Genomic DNA, 18,273 nt, shown 5'->3' with positions numbered 1-18,273 from the left:
GCTGGCGGGCTGGCAATCAGGCCTGTGCGGGGACTTCCGGGACGGCGGGTTCCGGCGCTTCGCCGATGCCGAGCCAGCGGGACAGGAGGCCGACCGTGGTGCTTTGCAGGACGAGGCTGACGAGGACGACGAGGAAGGCGATGTTGAAGAAGTTACCCGGCACGCCGAGCAGCACCGGGATGATCGCGAGGTAGATCGGGATGGCGCCGCGCAGGCCGACCCAGCTGATGAAGACCTTCTCGCGCCAGGTAAACTTCTCGAACGCGAGGCTGATGAAGACAGCCGCCGGGCGCGCGACGAAGATGAGGATGGCCGAGATCAGCAGCGCTTCCGGGATGTCGGCGACGAGGTGCGAGGGCGTGACGAGCAGGCCGAGGATGAGCAGCATGGCCAGCTGGGCGAGCCAGGCGATGCCGTCCATGAACTGCTTGACGACCTGCTTGGCGCGGTAGGCGTGGTTGCCGAGGATGAGGCCCGCGAGGTAGACGGCGAGGAAGCCGGAGCCGCCGAGGATGTTGGCGGCGCCGAAGATCAGGAGGCCGGAGGCGAGCGCGAAGATCGGGTTGAGGCCGAGCTCGAGCTGGATACGGTCGTAGATGAAGGTGAGGAGGCGCCCGCCCGCCACACCCAGCAGCGCGCCGATGCCGAACTGCTGCACGAAGCCTGCCGGGACGGTCCAGGCCGCATCCATCGCCTCGCCGGTGCCGCCGGAGAGGATGAGGCCGGTGAAGGTCAGTGCAAGGAAGATCGCCATCGGGTCGTTGACGCCGGATTCCACTTCCAGCGTGTTCGACACCGCCGGCTTTAGCTTGATGCCCTGCTGGCGCAGCAGCAGGAACACGGCGGCCGCATCGGTGGAGGCGACGAGCGAGCCGAGCAGCAGGGCGTAGAGCGGATCAGTGCCGAGGATTGCCCACATGCCGAGGGCGACGACGGACGTGGTGACCAGCACGCCAATGCTGGCGAGGATGACCGCCGGGCGCAGGGCCTGACGGAAATTGGCCATCGGCGTGTGGATGCCGCCATCATAGAGGATGATGGCGAGCGCGAAGGAACAGGCGAGATAGCTGAGCGGGACATCGTTGAAGACGATGCCGCCGGGGCCGTCTTCGCCGAACAGGATGCCGACGACGAGGAAGGTGACGAGCAGCGGCGCTCCGATGCGGCGCGAGACGAAGCTCGCAAAGATGGCTGCGCAGAGCAGCAGCCCGCAAAAGAAGATCAGCTGGTTGGTCGCTTCCATTCGGCCCCGGGCATGACGTTTGAATTGTGACGGTGACCTGCATTTGGAGGCGCAGGCCCGCCGGCACAACCGCTAGTTTGCGCCCGGACGACAAAATGTTGCGGGTCGACCGTGCCTTACCGGGTCACAACGTCCTTCTGCATGGGGGCGAGCTTGGCCAGGAGCTTGTTCTGGGCGCGGAAGGGCACGCCTTCGGCGCTCATTGCAATCTGAAGGTTTTCGACGAGGGCATTCAGCTCGCGGTTGGTGAGGCCGAGATCCTTGTGGGAGGACTGCATGTCGCGGCCTGTATAGGTGCAGCCGCCGCCGAGGATGTAGCAGAACTGCTCCTTCAGGGTGCGGCGCAGGCGGACAAGGTCGGAGGCGACGAGCACTTCGCCGATCACGGGATCTTCCAGAGAGCGGTCGACCATGGCGTCGACAACGCGGCCGACGCCGGCCTCGCCGCCGAAGGCTTCGTAGAGCGCCGGGCCGTCATAGGGGTCGGCGCCGGCATTGTCGTTGCTCATCTCGTAGGGATCGACGGGCAGTTCGCCGGCCGGTGGCTCAGCGAGGGCGAGACCGGTGGGCAGCAGGAGGGCGGCGAGGAGGCAGTAGAATCTGGTCATCGGTCAGAATCCGATCTGGGCGCTGAGATACAGCCCGCGCTGCTTGTCGAAGAGGGCGACCGAGCCGAGGTCGGCATAGCCCGCGGTGAGTGTCAGCGTGTCGTTGACGGCATAGGCGCCGAACAGGTCGAAGAAATCGTCTTCCTGCGCGAAGGCGAGTTCATCCGGCTTGAAGCGGTATTCGCCGCCGACGACGAGGCGGCGGCTGAGCATGTAGCCAAGCGAGAATTCGGGCTGAAGGCTGGCGTCTTCGCCGAAGCCGAGCAGGCCGGTCTGGTGGGCCTTGGTGTAACGCAGCGTGGCGTTGGCAAGCAGGCTTTCAGCGAGGAACAGCTTGGTGGCGGAGGCGTAGACGTCGACGCCTTCGTGATCGTCTGCCCCCAGAGCACCGACGAAGGCTTCCTGGTTCGACTGCTTGAACTCGGCGCCCACCGCGATCTGCGGCAGCCAGGTATCCTGTCCGTACACGGCATCCCCGGCGACGCGCAGCTTGGCGCCCCAGATGTCCTGCTTGAATTCGAACCCTTCGCCAAGGCCGAGCGCGGCGCCGGCTTCGCGGGTGTCGAAGATCATCTGCGAATACGAGACTTCAAACCGGTCATGAAAACCTACGGCGGCCCCGAAACTGGTCACGTCGAAGTCTTCCAGCGTGACATAGCTATAGTGGGCCGTGGCGCCGATTCCGCGATCGGTTTCGTTGCCGGTGATCAGCGCCCAGGGTGTCAGCGCGCCGCCCCCTGCCCCCTCGAGGTTGGAAATGCCGCGGGTGAGCAGCAACTTTCCGCCGGGCTCGAGATGCAACGCCTGCGCGGCGCTGACTGGCGCAACTGCAGCAGCAAGGCCGGTCGCAAGTAGGATCGATCTGGTAAGCATTCGGGAGGAGGCTTTCTGGCTTCGGGTGAATTGTGGACGCGCGTCCGTCACCCGGTTCGTTGTCATTAAGTGCATGATCTTTAGATAATTTTTCCAAGTGCTTAACGGCGCAGAAATTATATCGTGCGAGGGATAAAATATGATCCATTCCCTCCGTATGCTTACGGTCTGCGCGATGTTTGCAGGCCTCTTCACCGGCGCGGCCATGGCCGAGAAGGTGACATTCTCCGTGTCAGATTCCGCAGGAAACCCGCTGCAGGACGCTGTCGTGATGGTCGCTGCCGATGCGGGCGCGGGCCCGATCAAGTTCGCCTGGCCGCTGGAGATGAAACAGATCGACCTGACGTTTGATCCCTTCGTGCTGATCGTGCCGGTCGGCGCGGATGTGAAGTTTCCGAACTTCGACCGCGTGCGCCATCACGTCTATTCCTTTTCCAAGGGCAACAAGTTCGAACTGAAGCTCTACGGCAAGGACGAGTCGCGCTCCGTGAAGATGGAGAAGGCCGGCGTCGCGGCGATCGGCTGCAACATCCACGACACGATGGTGGCCTATATCCGCGTGGTCGACACGCCCTACGCCGCCAAGACCGGCGCCGACGGAAAGGTCGTGCTTGACCTGCCCGCGGGCGCCGCCTCGGCCACCGTGTGGCATCCGAACGCCTCGCCGGCGGAAGTGAAGGTGGCCCTGCCCGCCGTGCGCACGTCACCTGTCGCGGTGACTCTTAAGGTCAAGCGCCATGAACATTGAGCGCTTTTTCAACGGCTCGCTGCGGCGCAAGCTGACGCTGATCTATTCGGCGCTGTTCGGCGTGATCATCCTGATGGTCGCCGGCGCGGTTTATTTCAGCATCAAGGTGAACGCCGAGCGCACGGTGAAGCGCGAGCTGCTGGCCAGCCTCGCGGCGTTCGAGCAGCTGTGGGACCTCTCGTCGAGCAACATGGAATCCAGCGCGGAAGTGCTCGCGGCCGATTTCGGATTCCGTGATGCGGTGGCGTCGGAAGATACCGAGACGATCGCGTCGGCGGTGTCCAACGCGATGCTGCGTCTCGACGACGTGCAGGTTGGCGTGGCCTTCCCGGACGGACGGATCGTGACGAGCGACGGGCGGGAATCCCAGTTGCCGGACGACGTCCATGCCGCCCTCCTCGATGAGGATCGCCCGCACGGCGTGGTGCATTTCGATGACCGCCATTACCAGACGGTCGCGGTGCCGGTCAGGGCGCCGGGGCTGGTCGGCTGGGCGATGTTCTGGACGGAACTTGACGCAGACCGGATGGCGCAGCTCGAGTCGATGTCGGCGATCAACGTCAACGCGTCGATCGTGCACGGCGACGATGCTCAGCAGGCGGACGGCACGCTGTTCAAGACCAGGGACGCCCTTGGCGCGGTGCACCGGATCGATGCTTTCGGGCTTGTGACGCCGGTCAACCTCGTCATCACGTATCCGCTCGACGCCGCAATGGCGCCCTACCGGCCGATGCTGCTGGCCATCCTGATCTTCAGCCTGTTTGGCGCCGCGCTGCTTGTGGTCAGCGGCGGCTTCGTGGCGCGCAGCCTGACGCGGCCGATTGGCGCGCTGGACAAGGCAGTGCACGCCCTGGCGAGCGGCGACCGTCATCCGGTGGACGTGTCAACCGACGACGAATTTGGCCGCCTCGCCGCAAGTTTCAATGCCATGCTGGGCGACCTTGAGGCGCGCGAGGACGCCATCGTCCGGATGTCGCGCGAAGACAGCGAAACCCTGCTCGCCAACCGGCGCGCGATGGACGACGACCTTGCCGCGCGCGGCGACGAGGCGGGCCTGCGAATCGCGGTGATCCGTGTCATGCGCTTCCGCCATGTGCGCGCGGCGGTGGGCCATGCCGCGGCGGCCGAAGCGGTGCGCCTCCTGGCGCTCAGGGTCAGCGAATTTGCCGGCGGCGCGGTGGCCTACCGGATCAGCGCGGCGGATCTCGGTCTTATCCTTCCGGCCGGAAGCCCGTTTGCTTCGCGCGAAGCGCTGCGCCATCTGGTGATCGGCTGCTCGCAGCCCGCGACCATTGGCGAGGCCTCGGTCGACCTGCTGCTGTGCTGCGGCTTTGCCGAACCGGGCGCAACCGGCGACGCGCCGATCGGGCCGATCGACCAGGCGGTGGTGGCGGCGGACTTTGCCGAGAAGCGCCAGGAACCGGTCAACCGCTTTGATCTGGCCGAGTATGGCAACCCGGCGGCCACGCTCTCGCTGATGAGCGAGATGATGATGGCGATGGGCAATGGCGGCCTCGAGCTTCACTACCAGCCCAAATACAGCCTCTCCTCCGAAAGCGTATCCGGCTTCGAGGCATTGATCCGGTGGACGCATCCGGTTCGTGGACGGATCATGCCGGACGATTTCATCCCGGTGGCGGAAGAGACCGGGCACATCCGCCAGCTGACGGAATGGGTTGTCTCGCAGGCGATCCATGACCAGGCGGTGCTGAAGATGCGCGGCTTTGACCTGCCGATCTCCGTGAACGTTTCGGGCCGCCAGCTGAATGACGAGAGCTTCGCGCTGTGGGCCATCGGCAAGGTGAAATCGTCGGGCGCGAAACTGTGCTTCGAGATCACCGAGACGGCGGTGATCAACGATCCCGAGAAAGCGCTGCGGATCATCAACCTGTTCCGTCAGACCGGCATCGGCATTTCGATCGACGACTACGGCGCGGGGCTGTCCTCGTTGTCCTATCTCAAGCAGATCCCCGCCAACGAGCTGAAGATCGACAAGTCGTTCATCCTGACCCTGACGGAAGGCCCGTCGGACCAGCTGATGATCAAGTCGACCATCGACCTGGCGCATGCGATGGGCATGTCGGTGGTCGCCGAAGGCGTCGAGACCGAGCATGCCATGGCGCTGCTCAAGGTGATGGGCGCCGATACCGCGCAGGGCTACTTCATTTCGAAGCCGCAGCCGCTGGACGGCATGCTGGACTTCCTCGGCGCCCGGACACCGCGCAGGGAATCCGCCTGACCCTCGCGGATCAGTTGACCGTGACAGCCGGCCCCTTGAACTGGGATACCGCCCCGCGCGCGCGGGCCTCGATGGTGAGGTAGCCAGTCTGAGGCGCCTGGCCGGTGACCGCGAGCTTCTGTCCGCGGCCGGAGGAAAGCTCGGCGCCGTCGGCAGCGACAATCATCCAGCGCGTGCGCTCTTCGGCCGGATTGGCGAAGCTTGCCTTGACGACCGTGCCGCCGGCGACCGTGGCGGACAGTGGCGCATCGAGCACGCCTGCCCGCTCCGCGAACAGCTGGACGACGTAGATCTGGCCATCCTTCTGGGCGACGCCGACGCCGAGATGCGTGAAGTCCGTACGCAGAAGGTTTTCAGCGTTTGCCGGATCCGACAAGAGGGCGAGCTGGATGTCCTTCGCCGATGCGCCGGCCGGCACCACGGTGACGTTTGCGCCAAAGGCCCCGAACAGCGAGACGCGGTCAAGCTGGCGCACGCGGTCGAGATGCGAGCGGCCCTCGGGATCGTAGTGGGCCGCGTAGCCGCGCACGGCCATGTCCATCGCGTGGAGGCGGGCAGCTTCATTCAGCGACTCAAGTGCCTGCAGCGAGGACTTGCTGGCGCCGCTGCGGGCGACGCCCGTGAGGCGGACAAGTTCGGATTCCAGCAGCGCGCGGGTCTGCACATCCGGCGTGCCCTTCACACAAACCTTTGCTTCTTCGATGAAGTCCTGGGTCGTGACCGCGAGACCATTGGTCAGGTCACACGCTTCGGCCGCATGCGCCGATCCCCCCGCAACCGCAAAAGCCAGCGCGGTGAATACCGAAGAACATGCAAGTTTCTGTAGGTTGTTTGACATGCCTGTGACAGTACGTCTGTCACACTTTCATGTCAATAACCTACAGTTTTCATTGGGTTTTTTGTAGGTCAGGCCGGGTCGTCCCCGGGAGGCAGGCCGCAAGGCCAGCCGCGGGGACAAGCGTTTCCCAGCCGTCCGGCGTGACGATTGTCACCTGTGCCGCGCGCGTGCGCTGGCCGCCTTCGATGCGCTCGCCCGGCTCAAGCGCGACATGCACCTTACCGCCATCCGGCGCGGCATAGTCGAGACGGGTCATGAACTGCGCGAACAGGTCGCCGGACTGGCGAGCGAGCGTGAGCGTCTGCGCGCCGCCGGGCAGCGAGGCGTCCGCCGTGTTGCTGCCGGCTTTCGTGAACAGGACCAGCGCGCGCGGCGCACTGACGGTCCACAGAAAGAGACCGCACTCGCCTGCCCGCAGGTTCTGGGCCGGAAGGCTGGCGAGCCCGTCGAAGGCGGGCACCGAGGCCGACGCTGGTGCGGGCGGCGCGGGGGACGGCGGTGCGGCGGCACAGGCGGAGAGCATGGCGGCGGCGAAGAGGGAAAGCATCTGGGTGCGGGTCATGGAACTACTCAGTGTAAGGAATTTCTATGGAGACCTGGCCGCTGGCGGTTTCGAGGCCGGCGAAGGCGAGCGCCTGGGCCGTGGCGGGATCCAGCTGCTCTATGCGGATGCGGGTTGGGCCTCGCCGGGCCGCGTCAAGCGTGAAGACGGCGCCGGCTTCCGACGTGCCGGTCAGGTGGAGTGACCAGGCGCCTGCCTCGCAGCGCAGCGTGCCGGTCAGCGCCGGCCAGCCGAGCCCGGCGGCCTGCCCGAGCTTGCGGGCTGCGTCCGATGCGGCGGCGGCTTCGCCGGACTGGCAGGCGCCGTTCGCCAGAATGAAGCGGCCATCCTGCAGGCGCAGGGACGAGGCGGGCACTTCAAGGCCGAAGCCGGCGATGCGGCGCGCCGGCAGGCGAAGGCGCGCTTCGAGGCCGGAAAACGCCGCGCCGCCGGGGCCCAGGCCGATGCGGGCGAAACCATCACTCGACGGGCCGGACCAGTCGGCCACGAGCGGCGGGCCGGCTTGCAACCCTCTCAGAAGGTCGGCGCGCACCGAGACCTGTCCGATGCGCCAGCCCTGCCAGGCCGCGCCGACAATGTCGCCGTCAACAGCGCGGCCCAGCGCCTGCGACCAGGACACGCCCTGCCCTGACAGGCCGGACAAGCGCAGCGCCGCAGACATCGGCATGAACCAGACGAGCGCGGCCACGAAAGCAGCGAGCGAAAAGACGATGGCGGAGACCGTGAGACGCATGATCAGCCCCCCGCGAATGACAGGCTGGCGGTGATCCGGCCATCGGCTTCGGATTCGATGACGGCCTCGGTGGGCACGAGGCCCGCGTCGCGCTCGGCTTCAGCCAGCCAGACGAACAGCGCCTGGGCGCTCACCTTGTCGAACTGGATGACGATGCCGCGCTCGGTGTTCTGGAGGCGCGAAACCGGCAGGCCGGTCCGGTTGGCAAGGTCGATGAGTTTCTGGCTGCGTTGTTCGGCGGGAACCGGCTGCACCACGGAAGACGAAGTGCCCGTCGCTCCTTGTGCGGACCATTCCAGAAGCGCCGAGGCGTCGGCGAGGCGGCTGCGCGCCGCCGCAAGATCGAGCCGGAGCGAGGGAATGATGTTTATGGCCAGGAGACAGGCGAGCGCAACGGCAGCTAACGCGCCGAGCGCGATCAGATCGCGGCGGGTAACAGATGAAGGCATCAGGTTCACGGCATGGCTCCCAGCGTGATGTCCATCTCGAACAGGCCACCTTCGGCGGTGAATTGCTCCTGCCGGAAGCCGGGACTGGCGGACTTCAGGGACGCGGCGATCTCGTCGCCGGCCTGCACGTCGCGCAGGATCAACTTTGCCTGCAGCTGTCCGCTTGCCGCTTCGTAGCGCATGGATTTGATCCGCACACGGCCGCCGGAGGCTTCTACCGATGCATAGAGCCGGGCCGCGAGTTCGCGGAAGCCGGCTGCACGGGCGCCTTGCGGGTCAAGCGCGACTGCCTCGGCCAGAGTGGCGGGCAGGACGGCGCCGGGATGGATTGCCGCATAGTCAGCGGCGGCGCGGGCGCGCAGCCGTGTGTCCAGCGCTTCGGCAGCGTTCAGCGACAGGATGAGGTTCAAGATCGAGACGGCGCCCACGGTGACTGCGAGCGCGGCGGCGACACGCCAGGGCTTCAGCGCCGCGCCGGTTGCCGCGCGCGCGCCGTACCGGCCGGTTCGAAGGTCCACGAGGCGTGCCTGCTGCAGCGCCAGGTTTGCGAGCCAGGACAACGGATCGGAAACGCGCGGCGCCGTTTCGCTGCCGGGCACCAGCACCGCGCGTGCGTCGGGCGGAAAGGCCATGTCGGCGGCAACAGGGCGATCGACCGACCAGCCAAGGCAGACCGGCCCGCAGATTACGGGCGAAGAGGACGGTGTGAACAACGACTGGGGCGGAACGAGAAGCACCGTACCCGGAAGGGTGCGCGCGGCGCCCGTCCAGGCTTCCATCGTGGCGCGCGAGGCGGCAAAGGCCATGCGCGGCGCGCCGGCCCCGAGCGGCGCGGAGACGACCGTGTGAACCTGTTCGGGCGGTTCGGCGAGCTCGTCTTCGATGGCGAAGGTGGCGGCTTCCGGATTGCCTTCCGGCAACTGCCCGCCGAAGCGGAGCGGCGCGGCGATGACGTCCTCGGCGGGCACGAACACGATGACGCGGTCGCGCGGCTGCGGCGCCTCGACGGGTTCGAAGCGCCCTGCAGGAAGCCGCTGGACGCAAGCCCAGGGCTCACCTTCTTCCGGCATGAGGGCAAACAGCGTCCGGCTCATTGAAGCACCTCCCAGCGGGGCTGCGACGCGCGGACACGGCCATCCGCCTGCGGCTGCAATTCCGCCTCGACGATCATCTTGCGGCCAGCCGCCTCGATCAGGACGCGGGCGCGGAAAGCCTGCGGCGCCGTTCGCAGCAGGCTCGCAGACGACTCCGGCAAACCGATACCGCGTTCCGTCAGCCCAAGGATGAACTCATCTACCGTCAGCCAGCCGCCGGCAGGGCGCAGCTCGACTAGGCCGGCAAGCGGCCCGGTCTCCGCGCCGTCCGACAATAGCGCAGCGAGGACCGGCAGTTCGTCGCGTGTCAGCGTGTTGATGTTGACCGGTCCGGCAAGGCCGGGCTGGCGCGCGCAAAGCAGCGGTGCGAGCCGCAGCCGGACGTCCGGCTCAAAGCCCTCGATGGCGCCGAGTTCGCCGGGCGAACGGAAGCCGGGCCAGCTACCGCGCGCGGCGGGATCGCGCTTCTGCGCGGCGATCCAGGCGGCGGTCTGGCGCGTCAGCGCTTCAGCGTCCGTCCCGGTGAGGCCGGCGGCCGTCAGCAAGCGGCGGAAGGCGTCCTCATTGGCCGCCAGCGCGCCGGCATCCGGTTCGGACGCGCCGGCAGCGACGAGGGCGTTGATGTTGAAACAGTTCGTCGCGTCCGCGAAATGCACCTGCGCCTTGCCGGACGGAAGCGCGATGTCGGCGTCGGGCGGCACGCCGTCTGCGGACTGGGCGCGAAACTGCTCGAGCGCGGAGGCGGCGGTTTCGGCGGCGGCCAGCGCCAGCCAGCTAGCCTCCTGCGAGCCGTGCGTGCTGCGCACCGAGGCAATCATGCCGGTGACAGCCTGGGTCGTGGCAAGGGCAGCGGCCGACATCAGGAACGCGATGAACAGCACCGTGAGCAGCGTTGCGCCGCGCTCGGAAGAATGGGGGACCAAGCGACGGCTCATCCGCGCGCACCTACGAGGATGGAGACGACACCGCGGCCGCCGCGGTCGAACTGCAATTCGATCAACCTCGCATCAAGCCTCGTGCGGACGCCGGGGATGTCTTGCAGCTCGCTGCCTGCGGCGACCTTCAGGGCGCAAGCCTTGAGGCCGGAGAGGAGTTCCTCGCGCAGGGCGGGTTCGTGCGTCTGCGGAAGGGCGGACGGCCAGACAGAGCGCGCGAAGGTGCCGTCTTCGCAGGCGTATTCGATGTACTGAACATCGCCGCGGGCGAAGGCTTCGCCGGGGTTGTCAAAGCCGCCGGCGACGAAGGCGGCGCGCCAGCCCTGCGGGGTGCGTTCGACTTCAAGTGACTTGGCGCTGCTCTCGCTACCGATGGGCCCGGAGGCGGCCGCGGCGGTGAAGTCGCGGCGGATCAGGGTGTAAGCGGAGGCGAGCGACTGGCTGCGCGCGGCGGACGCCTCGGCGGCGTCGCCGGCGAGCAGGGTCTGGTGGAGCACGGCGCCGCCGGCCACCGCGATCATCGCCGAGAGGGCGAGCGCGACGAGCACTTCGAGGAGACTGAACCCCGCGCTCATCGTTCGCTCCGGAGCGCGGTGGACTGGCGCGCAAGCACCTGCCCGGTTTCGGCCGAGGCGACTTCGACGGTGATGAGGTTGAGGCCAGCGAGCGGCGACGGCGCAACGGCGAGGCGCCAGTCTAGTTCGGCCTTGCCCTGGATCGAGCGCCCCTTCGTTTCGGAAAAGGCGGGATCGTTGACGGCCCGGAACAGGAGATTGTTCGCCTCGATCTCGGCCAGCAACTTCCGCTCGGCATGCGCGCTGGCGGAGACCGATGTGGGCGCGAGCTCTGACAGCGAGATCGCAGCAACGGCGAAGACAGCCAGCGCCACGAGCACTTCGACGAGGGAGAAGCCGCGCGCGTTCATCCGGCGCGCTCCAGCCGGGTGCCATCCCGCGCAATGACGAGGCGGAGGGTTGCGGACGGCGTGTCGACCAGAAAACCAGCCCCTTCAAGGATGCCTGTGGGTGAGGCGACGAGCGAAGGGACGTCACTGCGGCTGCGGGCGGCATTGCGCAGGCCTTCCAGCGTGACCGGCGGCGTGTGCGGATCGGTGGTCCATTCGCCAGCTTTCCAGACGAGCCGGTGGAGGGCGCCGTCGCCCGCCTGCAGCGCGAGGATGCGGCCCTGCGTGACGGCGTCCTGGCGCAGGCGGGCGGCGGCCTGTGTAAGCGTGCCGGCGGGATCGCTGGCGGCGGCGCGGGTGAAGTCGAGATTCATCACGATGCCGGTCGCCACCAACGTGCTGACGAGCATCGCCACAAGCAACTCGACGAGCGAGAAGCCGGCTTCTGCCGTAGACGGAGGATGGCGTCCCGGAAGCATCATTCGCCCCAGTTGCCGATATCGTCGGCGTTGCCAGCCTGACCATCGGGGCCCGAAGAGAACAGGTCATAGGCCGAGGCGGAGCGCGGACCGGGCGCGGCGTACTGATAGGGATTTCCCCAGGGGTCGTTGCGAAGGCGCTTGATGTAACCGCCGGGTCGGTAGCTTGCGGCGTCGGCGCCGGCCGGGGGCTGACGGAGGGCGGCAAGGCCGACTTCCGGCGCGGGATAGCGCGACATGTCGAGATTGTACATTTCGAGCGCGCTTTCGAGGGAGGCGATGTCCGCCTGCGCTTTCGTGGTGCGCGACTGGTCGCCGACGGGTGCAAGCGTCACGAGGATCGTGGTGGCGAGGAGGCCCATGATGAGGATCACCACCATCAGCTCGATCAGCGAGAAACCAACTTCGGCGCGGCGCTTGGTCAGAGACGGTTTGATGGTCGGGCGCATGCTGCCTCCTATTGGGCCACAAGGGTGTTGAGCTGGATGATCGGCAGCATGACCGCGAGGACGATCGTGCCGATGAACAGGCCGAGCAGGAGGATCACGACGGGCTCCAGCAAGGACAGGAAGGTCTGGGTCTTCGTCTCGAACTCGCGCTCGAGATAGTCAGCGGCGCGTTGCAGCATGCCGCCGATGTTGCGGCCAGCCTCGCCGCTGAGCGCCATGTGGCAGAGCATCGGCGGGAAGTCGCCGGATTCGCGCAGGGCCGCAGCGAGCGAGCCCCCTGCCCGGATCTTGCGGGCGGCGGCCTGCCCCGCTTCGGCAATCACCGCGTTGCCGGCGGCGGCATTTGCGGCGTTGAGGGATTCGATGACGGTTGCGCCGGAGGTCGACAGGATGGCGAAGACGCGGGCGAAGCGCGCAGCGGCAACATCGCGGATCAGCGCGCCGATGATCGGTAGACGGAGCAAGGCGGCGTCGCGCGCGAGGCGCCCTGCCCGGCTTTTCCAGAGCTGGCGGAAGAGAAAGGTGGCGGCGACGATAGCCAGCACGATCAACGGCCAACCCGTGCGCACGGCATCGGACAGTGCGATGACAGCGCGGGTGAGCGGCGGGAGCTCAGAGCCGTGGACTTCGAACTGGCTGACGAGGCGCGGCACGATGACAACCAGCAGCGCGACCACCATGAGCGCGGCCATGGCGAAAAGGAAAGCGGGATAGACCAGCGCGGCACGGATCTTCGAATTGGTCTGGAGCGCGCGCTCCATCTGGGTGGCGAGGCGGTCGGTGACGGCGGCGAGTTGACCAGAGGCCTCACCGGCGGAAATGACGGCGCGGGCGATGTCCGGAAAGACCTGCGGCGCAGTGCGCATAGCGGCGGCGAGCGGCTCGCCTTCCCGCACGCTTTCGGCAACCCGGAGCAGCGCGGCCTGGACGGGGCGCGGCGATGAAGAAGCGGCCGTGGTGAGCGCCTGCTCGACCGGCATGCCGGATTCCAGCAGGGCAGCCAGCTGGCGGAACATTTGCACACGGTGTTTCTCGCTGATACGCGCCCAGGCGGGCGCGGCGCCGGCGCGCTTCTCGGCCAGCGGGCGGATATCGGTCGCGAGCAGTTCCTTGAGGCGCAACTCCCGGCGCGCGAGACGGGCGTCCGCGGCGGTGATGACGCCGGACTGCTTGCGGCCGCCCGCATCGATGGCGACATACTCAAACGCCGGCATCGCGGTCCTCCCTTCGGCAGACGCGGATCACTTCGCCGGGCGTTGTCTCGCCGGCAAGGATGTAGCGGTGGGCGTTCTCGATCAGGCGGTGCTCGCCGGCGAAGGCGGCCTCGGCAATGGCGTCTTCCGGGGCGTTATCGCCGATCATCTGGCGGATGCGGCTGTCAGCTACGAGAAGCTCGTAGATGCTGAGGCGGCCCTTGAAGCCGCTCTGGGCGCAGCTCATGCAGCCGACGGCTTCGCAGACCTGAAGGTCACGGTCGAGCGGCAGTCCGAGTCCGGACTTTTCAGCTTCAGTGGCGCAGCGGCGGCGTTTGCAGACCGGACACAGGCGTCGAACGAGACGTTGGGCCAGCACGGCGCGAAGGGTGGACGACAACAGGTAAGGCTCGACGCCCATGTCGCGCAGGCGCGTGATGGCGCCGGCGGCGCTGTTGGTATGCAGGGTCGAGAGCGCGAGGCGGCCGGTGGAGGCAAACTCGAAGGCGACGTCGGCGGTTTCGGCGTCACGGATCTCGCCGACCATGACGATGTTCGGGTCCTGCCGCAGGATGGAGCGCAGGGCGGAGGCGAAGGAAAGGCCGACGCGGTGATCCATCTGGGTCTGGCTGATGCCTGCGAGGCCATACTCGACAGGATCTTCGAGGGTCATGATGTTTTCCCGGCCCGTCTTCAGGCGCGAGAGCGTAGCATAGAGCGTCGTCGTCTTGCCGGAGCCGACGGGGCCGGTGACGAGGATCACGCCGTTCGGCTGCAGAAGCGCGGCTTCGAAGCGCTCCAGCGTCTGCGGGTCCATGCCAAGCTGGTCGAGCGAGAGGATGACATTGCGGGCATCAAGCAGACGCAGCACGACGCGCTCGCCGAAACGCGTCGGCAGCGTCGCAACGCGTACGTCGAACGAGCGGCCGCCGGCGTTCAGCGAGATGCGTCCGTCCTGCGGCAGGCGGCGCTCGGCAATGTCGAGACGGGCCATGACCTTGATTCGGCTGGCGACCGGCGCGGCGAGCTTGCGCGGCAGCGAGATGACGTCGACCAGGTCGCCGTCGATCCGGTAGCGGATCGAGAGGGAGGTGTCGAAGGGCTCGATATGGATATCCGAGGCGCGGCGGCCGACGGCGTCGTGGACAATACCGTTCAGCAGGCGGATGACCGGGGCGTCGTCGCCGGAATCGAGCACGTCAAGCGACTGCGGGATCTCCTCGACGAGGCTGGCAAGGTCGCCGCCGGCGGAGAAGGAATCTCCGATCTCGCCGAGATTGGACTGGGCGGAGGCGAAGACGTCCGACAGCACCTGTTCGTAGGCCTCGCGCGTGATGACTTCGATGTCGAACATGCGCCCGAGGACACGGCGTGCTTCCAGCAAAGACTTCGGATCGGCGCCTTCCCGGAATGCGACCGTCAGCGCCTCACGCGCCGGCAGGCACACGAGGCCTTTCTCGCGCGCGAAGGTGTAGCTGAACTGGTCTGCGGCGGCGATCATTGGGGCGGCGGGCTTCCGAGAACTTGCGTCATGAAAGTGTCGAGCGAGTTGGCAGCATCGGCCGCGCCGTCCCAGAGTTCCTCGGCGCGGATGTAGCGGTAGGAGCGGCGCGTGACTTCGTCAGCGCCGGCCTGGTCGCGCACTATGGTTGGCCGCAGGAACACCATCAGGTTGGTGCGCGTCATCGCCTTGCCTTCGGAGCGGAACAGGCGGCCGGCGACGGGGATGTCGCCGAGCACCGGGACCTTGTCGCTGATGCGGTCTTCCTGTTGCTCGGTGAGGCCGCCGAGGACGATGATCTCGCCGTCATCGGCGATCACGCTGGTTTCGATCTCGCGTGTATTGAAGACGAGGTCTGTCGTGGCGACGCCGACGGAGCCAGCGATGTTCGAGACCTCCTGACGGATATCGAGCCGGATGGTGCCGTCATTGGCGATCTTCGGCGTGACTTCCAGGCCGATGCCGATCTTCTTGCGGTCAACCGTGCGGAACGGATTGGAGTTGCTGTCGCCGAGGACTTCGCCCGTGGCGATCGGGACTTCCTGGCCGACGAGCAGAGAGGACTTGCCGTGGTCGAGCGTCATGTTGAACGGCTTCGACAGGACACGGGAGGCGCCGTCGCGCTCCACCGCATTGAGCACCGCGCCGAAAAGGGCATTGCCGTCCTGCCCGCCTGCCCCGATGGTGAGGCCTTCGAGACCGAGCAGCGAGGAGATCGCCGCTTGGGTGAAGAGGTTGCCGCCGGTTGTCGAGGTGCTGCCGCCGAGCGGATTGTCTTTCACGAGCGCGCCCGCCAGTGCGAGCAGGTTCGGCGCCGAGCGCGAGAAGTTCGTCGACATGAACGGGATCGTCGAGTCGCCGGTGCCGGAGAGCAGGAATTGCAGGCCGAGTTCGCGGGCGGTGTCGTCCGACATCTCGACGATGATAGCCTCCACAAGAACCTGCGCGCGGCGGCGGTCGAGATCGGCGATGACGCGTTCGAGGGCGGCGAGCGTTTCCGGCGGTGCGCTCATGACGATGGAGTTGGTCGGCTTGTGCTGGGCAATCGTAGTGAGCGGCACGTCGCCGGTCGCGGCGCCGAAACCGCGGCGGGCATCCATCGCATCAGCCATCTGCTGCAGGATCGGCACGAGATCTTCGGCGTCGGAATTGTTGAGGACGACGACCTTCAAGGAGGTGTCCTGACGGTCGGTCTGGTCCAGCTGGGCGCAGACTTCGCGGGCGCGGGAGACGGCAGCGGGGGTGCCGTAGAGGACGACCGAATTGCCGGAGTCAGAGGCGACCGCGCGGAAGGCAGACGGCGTGCCGTCATTGCTCGGGCCGCCCGCAAGCGAGACGAGGATCTGCGCCATCTCGCGCGCGGGCACATTGCGCAGCGCAATCGTCTCGACGACGGAGGGATCGCGGTCGATCTTGGCGACGAGCTCGCGCACGCGCTTCATGTTTGACGCATAGTCGACGACCACGATCGTGCGCGACTGCGGGTTGGCGACTACCTGCCCCTGCGCGTCGGTGACGGTCTTGACGAGGCGCGCGGCCTCGTTGGTGTCGGCATAGGCAAGCGGGATGACTTCCGTGACAAATCCGTTGGCGGAATAAGCGCGCAGGCCCGCGTCCCCGATGGCGCTCTCTTCCGGCACGATGCGATAGGTCGAGGCGCCGGCCGGCACCGCCGTGAAGCCCTGCACGCGCAGCGAGGAGAGGAAGACGTCGAACACCTGGTCGCGCGTCAGCGGCGCGGCCGACATCAGCGTGATGCGCTTGGTGCGCGCGTCGGGATGGACAATGAAGGTGTAACCGGTGACCGACGACACGTCGGCGATCACGGTGTTGAGTTCGACATCGTCGAAGTTCATCACATGCGACGCCGCGCCTTCGGCGCAGGCCGGCGCGGCGACGGAGGCGATCACGCCGGCGGCGAGGAAAGTCCTGGCGAAGCTCATTGGGTGGGGATTTCCTGGGTCTGGAATGTCTGGACAAGATTCCGGCCGCCGCGCTGGAGGCCAACCTGCACGGACGCGCCGGAGGTCAGCCGCGTGCGGAGTTCGGCGGGATTGATCTGGGCGAGCGACTGGCCGCCGGCTGTCAGCAGCACGTCGCCCTGGTCGAGCCCGAGCCGGGCAAGGACGCCGCTGTCATTGGCCGCGGCGACGCGGTAGCCGGTGAGCGCGCCGCCCTGAAGGAATGGCTCCAGCGTGAGCGCCGACAGGTCGGCGGCTGAGACAAGGCGGGCCCCGTTTGTGGCGGGCATCGCCGCCTCACTCGCCGCCGACTGGCTGTGGCCGGGTTCACCCCGGAAGGAGAGGGTCTCGAGGCCGTCGCGCTTGCGCAGGACGACATAGGCGGCGTGGATGCTTTCGAGCTGGACACCATCGACCAGCGCATCGCCGGGACGGAACAGTTTAGCCGGAGCGCCGGATACGGAGATGATCGCCATGCCGGAGCCGTCTTCGGCGCTGCGCAGACCGGCGAGGCGCAGGTTGAGCTGGGTCTCGGGCACGTCGGCGAGGGAGGCGTTGTCGAACTGCTCACCGAACAGGGCGGCGCGTTCGAGAATGGCCAGGTCGGCCGGGGGCAGCGCGGATGCGCCGTTTGGTTCGGATTGAAGCGAAGCGGTGCGCACTGGTGCGACCGACCCGGCGGGATCCGCGACAAGCCACACAGTGCGACCTGCAGTCCAGGCGAGTGCGACGAGCAGGCCGCCCTCGAGCAGACGGCGGGCGATCTTCAATTCCGGTCCCGGCCGGAAGCCGGCGAGGCTGCGCAGCACGTCGAGCGGTTCACGCCGCGCGGTCGACGCGTCAGCCACGCTCGGCTCCGGACGTTCGTGTCCGGACGATCGCTCGCCTGCAAGGATGCCGTTTCTCGGCATGACCACCTTCCCACCTGCTGCACCCTGCAGCTTCCAAACCGGGGCACGTCCTGTTGCGCGCCCTCACCTTCAATCCGCCACGATCAAACCTGCAGGCACCTGCAGCGCGGCGGCCAGTTTCAGCGCCGTCCTCAGGCCAAACCCCTTGCCGGTCTCGATTGCGGAAATGTGCGTCTCCGCCAGCCCGCAACTTTGCGACAATTGCTTCTGAGTGATCTTGCGGAACTTGCGGACCACCCTGACCGGATTGCCGCCCGACCGGATCTGCACGAAGACTTCTTCGGGAAGACCGGCATCGACAAAACGACCTTCGACTTCATTCCTGACCTTCACCGCCGCCAGCAGGCGGCTTGTGCGCTCTTCGAGCTCGATGACCCGCACTTCCAGGTCGTACAGCCATCTGGACTGTTCCACCGTCGCTGCCCCTCGCTCAGACACAATGTCTTTATGGGAGATGCTTGATGGTTTGGTGTCGGATATTCTAAGTTTATGTGACAGGCGCGTAGCAGCGCTGGCGCGTGTCTTTTTTGCAACCGGACATGCAACAGGGCCG

General features: G+C 67.0%; 20 protein-coding genes. 2 read left to right on the top strand and 18 right to left on the bottom strand.

Annotated features, from left to right (window positions below; genetic code table 11):
• Positions 1 to 16: 16 nt before the first annotated feature.
• The 3 genes from IPK75_11015 to IPK75_11005 form a co-directional block, all read right to left on the bottom strand.
• Positions 17 to 1,243: a potassium/proton antiporter gene (locus tag IPK75_11015; protein MBK8198893.1), complete on the bottom strand. Its 1,227-nt coding sequence runs from the start codon at positions 1,241 to 1,243 to the stop codon at positions 17 to 19.
• 116 nt (positions 1,244 to 1,359) lie between these two features.
• Complete coding sequence (locus IPK75_11010) at positions 1,360 to 1,851, bottom strand: group 1 truncated hemoglobin (GenBank protein MBK8198892.1); 492 nt, start codon at positions 1,849 to 1,851, stop codon at positions 1,360 to 1,362.
• Between the two features lie 3 nt (positions 1,852 to 1,854).
• Complete coding sequence (locus IPK75_11005; GenBank protein MBK8198891.1) at positions 1,855 to 2,724, bottom strand: DUF3034 family protein; 870 nt, start codon at positions 2,722 to 2,724, stop codon at positions 1,855 to 1,857.
• Positions 2,725 to 2,863: 139 nt separating this feature from the next.
• On the opposite strand from IPK75_11005, the gene IPK75_11000 reads away from it, so the two are divergent.
• The gene (locus tag IPK75_11000) at positions 2,864 to 3,472 is read left to right on the top strand and encodes a methylamine utilization protein (GenBank protein MBK8198890.1); all 609 of its coding nucleotides are present in this window, start codon (positions 2,864 to 2,866) and stop codon (positions 3,470 to 3,472) included.
• A complete protein-coding gene (locus IPK75_10995; protein ID MBK8198889.1) occupies positions 3,462 to 5,711 on the top strand; it encodes an EAL domain-containing protein in 2,250 nt (749 codons plus the stop codon). Before IPK75_11000 ends, IPK75_10995 begins: the two co-directional genes overlap by 11 nt.
• 10 nt (positions 5,712 to 5,721) lie before the next feature.
• Here IPK75_10995 and IPK75_10990 read toward each other — a convergent pair whose 3' ends face one another.
• From IPK75_10990 to IPK75_10920, 15 genes are all read right to left on the bottom strand, one after another.
• Positions 5,722 to 6,549 (bottom strand): CAP domain-containing protein, encoded by an 828-nt coding sequence (locus IPK75_10990; protein MBK8198888.1) that lies wholly within the window; start codon positions 6,547 to 6,549, stop codon positions 5,722 to 5,724.
• A 49-nt stretch (positions 6,550 to 6,598) separates the two neighbouring features.
• Positions 6,599 to 7,111, bottom strand: a complete 513-nt coding sequence (locus tag IPK75_10985) for a hypothetical protein (GenBank protein ID MBK8198887.1) — start codon at positions 7,109 to 7,111, stop codon at positions 6,599 to 6,601.
• Between the two features lie 4 nt (positions 7,112 to 7,115).
• Positions 7,116 to 7,844, bottom strand: a complete 729-nt coding sequence (gene gspN, locus IPK75_10980) for a type II secretion system protein N (protein MBK8198886.1) — start codon at positions 7,842 to 7,844, stop codon at positions 7,116 to 7,118.
• 2 nt (positions 7,845 to 7,846) lie between these two features.
• Positions 7,847 to 8,302 (bottom strand): type II secretion system protein M, encoded by a 456-nt coding sequence (locus IPK75_10975; GenBank protein ID MBK8198885.1) that lies wholly within the window; start codon positions 8,300 to 8,302, stop codon positions 7,847 to 7,849.
• Positions 8,299 to 9,387 (bottom strand): hypothetical protein, encoded by a 1,089-nt coding sequence (locus tag IPK75_10970; GenBank protein MBK8198884.1) that lies wholly within the window; start codon positions 9,385 to 9,387, stop codon positions 8,299 to 8,301. The genes IPK75_10975 and IPK75_10970 overlap by 4 nt, the downstream gene beginning before the upstream one ends.
• Positions 9,384 to 10,322 (bottom strand): general secretion pathway protein GspK, encoded by a 939-nt coding sequence (locus tag IPK75_10965; GenBank protein ID MBK8198883.1) that lies wholly within the window; start codon positions 10,320 to 10,322, stop codon positions 9,384 to 9,386. Before IPK75_10965 ends, IPK75_10970 begins: the two co-directional genes overlap by 4 nt.
• On the bottom strand, positions 10,319 to 10,897 hold the full coding sequence (locus IPK75_10960; GenBank protein MBK8198882.1) for a prepilin-type N-terminal cleavage/methylation domain-containing protein: 579 nt from the start codon (positions 10,895 to 10,897) through the stop codon (positions 10,319 to 10,321). The genes IPK75_10965 and IPK75_10960 overlap by 4 nt, the downstream gene beginning before the upstream one ends.
• Positions 10,894 to 11,247 carry a type II secretion system protein gene (locus IPK75_10955; GenBank protein MBK8198881.1) on the bottom strand — a complete coding sequence of 118 codons (354 nt, stop codon included), beginning with the start codon at positions 11,245 to 11,247 and terminating at the stop codon, positions 10,894 to 10,896. The genes IPK75_10960 and IPK75_10955 overlap by 4 nt, the downstream gene beginning before the upstream one ends.
• Positions 11,244 to 11,708, bottom strand: coding sequence for a prepilin-type N-terminal cleavage/methylation domain-containing protein (locus IPK75_10950; protein ID MBK8198880.1), 465 nt, complete (start codon positions 11,706 to 11,708; stop codon positions 11,244 to 11,246). Before IPK75_10950 ends, IPK75_10955 begins: the two co-directional genes overlap by 4 nt.
• Positions 11,705 to 12,154, bottom strand: a complete 450-nt coding sequence (gene gspG / locus IPK75_10945) for a type II secretion system major pseudopilin GspG (GenBank protein MBK8198879.1) — start codon at positions 12,152 to 12,154, stop codon at positions 11,705 to 11,707. The genes IPK75_10950 and gspG overlap by 4 nt, the downstream gene beginning before the upstream one ends.
• 8 nt (positions 12,155 to 12,162) lie before the next feature.
• Positions 12,163 to 13,368 (bottom strand): type II secretion system F family protein, encoded by a 1,206-nt coding sequence (locus IPK75_10940; protein MBK8198878.1) that lies wholly within the window; start codon positions 13,366 to 13,368, stop codon positions 12,163 to 12,165.
• Positions 13,355 to 14,848, bottom strand: coding sequence for a Flp pilus assembly complex ATPase component TadA (gene tadA / locus IPK75_10935; protein MBK8198877.1), 1,494 nt, complete (start codon positions 14,846 to 14,848; stop codon positions 13,355 to 13,357). The genes IPK75_10940 and tadA overlap by 14 nt, the downstream gene beginning before the upstream one ends.
• On the bottom strand, positions 14,845 to 16,791 hold the full coding sequence (gene gspD, locus IPK75_10930) for a type II secretion system secretin GspD (protein ID MBK8198876.1): 1,947 nt from the start codon (positions 16,789 to 16,791) through the stop codon (positions 14,845 to 14,847). The genes tadA and gspD overlap by 4 nt, the downstream gene beginning before the upstream one ends.
• Positions 16,788 to 17,720, bottom strand: coding sequence for a hypothetical protein (locus IPK75_10925; GenBank protein MBK8198875.1), 933 nt, complete (start codon positions 17,718 to 17,720; stop codon positions 16,788 to 16,790). The genes gspD and IPK75_10925 overlap by 4 nt, the downstream gene beginning before the upstream one ends.
• A 69-nt stretch (positions 17,721 to 17,789) precedes the next feature.
• Positions 17,790 to 18,134: a helix-turn-helix transcriptional regulator gene (locus tag IPK75_10920; protein ID MBK8198874.1), complete on the bottom strand. Its 345-nt coding sequence runs from the start codon at positions 18,132 to 18,134 to the stop codon at positions 17,790 to 17,792.
• Between the last annotated feature and the right edge of the window lie 139 nt (positions 18,135 to 18,273).

The organism is Acidobacteriota bacterium (assembly GCA_016712445.1).
In the GTDB taxonomy this organism is placed as follows: domain Bacteria; phylum Pseudomonadota; class Alphaproteobacteria; order Caulobacterales; family Hyphomonadaceae; genus Hyphomonas.
Note: the sequence above shows the minus strand (reverse complement) of the source record. Positions and strands in the feature narration are given on the sequence as shown.